Here is a 2,515-nt window from a genome sequence, read left to right on the forward strand (position 1 = left end):
CCCCCCCACGCTTTTTTTTTCACTCAGAAGACTGCAAACGTGTTACGCTCCGGTCTCGTGGGCTCTGAGTTTTGTATAATAGACAGTGGAGGCGGAGCACCGCCCCGGGCGCGGCGCCGGATTCCGCCTCGTCGACGAGGTCGTCCGACATCCGGCAGAAGGCGTAGAGCCCGTAGGCCGCGCGCCGGACGCTCGGCGGCAGCAGATGCGAGGCGGCGTAGAAGCTGCGCGACCCCGTGCGGATCGCGGCGCGGCAGGCGGCGTGGTCGGCCTCCGACGCGTGCGACGAGGCCGGGCGCAGGGCGGCCAGGAACTCGGCCGGAAGCGACTCAGGCGAAGACGCGCGCATCGGGTACCACCGTATCGAGGACGCGGGCCGTGGACAGGACGCCGGGCAGGCCGGCGCCGGGATGGGTGCCCGCGCCGACCAGGAACAGGTTGCGCACGTCTTCCGACGCGTTGTGCGGCCGAAACCACGCCGACTGCGTCAGCACCGGCTCGAGTCCGAAACCGGAGCCGCGGAAGCTGAGGAAGTCGTCGCAGAAATCCTGTGGCGTCGTCACCTTCGAGGTGACGATCTCGGACGACAGGCCTGGCAGCACCGTCGCCTCGAGGGACGCCTCGATGCGCCTTCGGTAGGGTTCGGCGAGCGCGGCCCAATCCTGGCCGCCGGCGAGATTCGGCACCGGCGAGAGCACGTAGAACGCGTCGCATCCCGGCGGCGCTAGCATCGGGTCGGTCTCGGTCGGCCTGTGGAGATAGAGCGAGAAGTCGTCGGCAAGGCGCTTCTTGCGGAAGATGTCGTCGATCAACGCGCGGTAGCGCGGCCCCATCAGGATGGTGTGGTGGGCGACGTCCGGGTATTTCCGCTTCGTGCCGAAGTACCAGACGAACAGGCCCATGGAGGAATGGGCGCGCTCGACCTTGCGGTCGGTCCAGCGTCGGCGGGCGGAAGCCGGGAGCAGATTGCGGTAGGTGTGCGCGGAATCGGCGTTGGACACGACGATGTCGGCGGGAATGGTCTCGCCGTCGGCGAGGCGCACGCCGGTCGCGGCGCTGCCGGCGACGGTGATCTCGGCGACCTCCGCGTTGCAGCGGAGCGAACCACCCTGCCCCGCGATCAGGCCGATGAGGCCGTCGACGAGGCGACCGGTGCCGCCCATGGCGAAGTGCACGCCCCAGCGCCGCTCGAGGTGGGCGATCAGGCAGTAGATCGCACTCGCCCGGAACGGGCTGCCGCCGATCAGTAGCGGGTGGAAGCTGAAGATGGTGCGCAGGCGCTCGTCGCGAATGTACTTGGCCACCACGTCGTAGACGCTTCGGTGGCCACCGAGCCGCACCAGGTCGGGGGCGATCCGCAGCATGTCGCGGATCTTTCCGAAGGGCACGTGGCCGAGTTCCTCGAAGCCGACGCGGAAGATCGCCTCGCTCTGCGCCATGAAGCGCTCGTAGCCGGCGACGTCGGCGGGCGAGAACTTCGCGACCTCCGACCGCATGGCGGCGAGGTCGCCGGAATAGTCGAAGGTGGCGCCGTCGTCGAAGCGGATGCGGTAATAGGGCCGCATCGGTACCAAGGTGACGTCGTCCTCCATGCGCCGCCCGCACAGCGACCAGAGCTCCTCGAATAGGAAAGGCGCGGTGACGATGGTCGGGCCGGCGTCGAAGGTGAAGCCGTCCTGCCGGTGGACCCGCGCCCGCCCGCCTGGCTTGTCGAGGCGTTCGAGCACCGTCACGCGATAACCGCGGGCGCCGAGCCGGATCGCGGCGGCGAGCCCGCCGAAGCCGCTGCCGACGATGACGGCGTGGGGCCGGCGGTCGGTGCGTGTCAACGTGTCTGACGCATCGAGTGTCAACATGATTTGACACTAGGGGCGAAAGCCGGCCTCAGGCAAGAGCCATTCTGAGGGGCGAGACTTCAGTTCGGTCGCGACTCGGCGAGCAGGCCGATTGCCTCGACCTCTGCGACGATCGCCGCGGCGACGTGCTCGGGCGCCTCCTCGTGGGCGAGGTGGCCGAGGCCGCGCATCAGCTCGACGCGGGCGTCGGGCAGGCGGTCGCGGACGGCGAAGGCGGTGTCGGGGGCGATCGCCTTGTCGTCGGAGCCGACGACGAGGAGCGTGCGCACCGCGAGCCGCGGCAGTTCGCGATCGAGGGCGTCGAGGTTCCAGTTTGCCATCATGCCGAGCGCCCCGGCCACGTGGGCGGGCTTCTGGAACAGGCGGCGGTAGAGGTCGAGGCCGGCCGGGTCGAGGCGCGAACCGGTGCCCTGGATCAGCCGCTGCACCGCGGCGCGGTCCGCCGTCCAGGCGAAGATCTTGGGCGTCATCCGGTTGAGGAACAGCATCCGCGCCATGCTCGGGAACAGGATCGACGCGAGTCCCGGGAACGGCTTGAGGGCGCCGTTCAGCGCCACCAGCAGCCGAGGCGCGAGCCGCCCATCGAGGCACGTCCGCGCCAGGATCGCGGCGCCCGCCGAGTGGCCGACCGCCACCGACGGATGCACGCCGAGCTGCGT

2 protein-coding genes and 1 pseudogene are annotated in these 2,515 nt (G+C 69.8%); all 3 read right to left on the reverse strand.

The genetic code is table 11. The features are described from left to right. Positions 1-112: 112 nt before the first annotated feature. Positions 113-349: pseudogene (locus FV222_RS22960) on the reverse strand (squalene/phytoene synthase family protein); the annotation flags it as partial. Further along, complete coding sequence (locus FV222_RS22965; protein ID WP_246685613.1) at positions 330-1,829, reverse strand: phytoene desaturase; 1,500 nt, start codon at positions 1,827-1,829, stop codon at positions 330-332. The gene FV222_RS22965 and the pseudogene FV222_RS22960, both read right to left, overlap by 20 nt. An 86-nt stretch (positions 1,830-1,915) precedes the next feature. Beyond that, a partial coding sequence (gene bchO / locus FV222_RS22970; protein WP_147815722.1) for an alpha/beta fold hydrolase BchO occupies positions 1,916-2,515 on the reverse strand: 600 nt, incomplete at its 5' end.

Origin of the sequence: Methylobacterium sp. WL103 (assembly GCF_008039885.1) — a bacterium.
GTDB classification, from domain to species: Bacteria; Pseudomonadota; Alphaproteobacteria; order Rhizobiales; family Beijerinckiaceae; genus Methylobacterium; species Methylobacterium cerastii.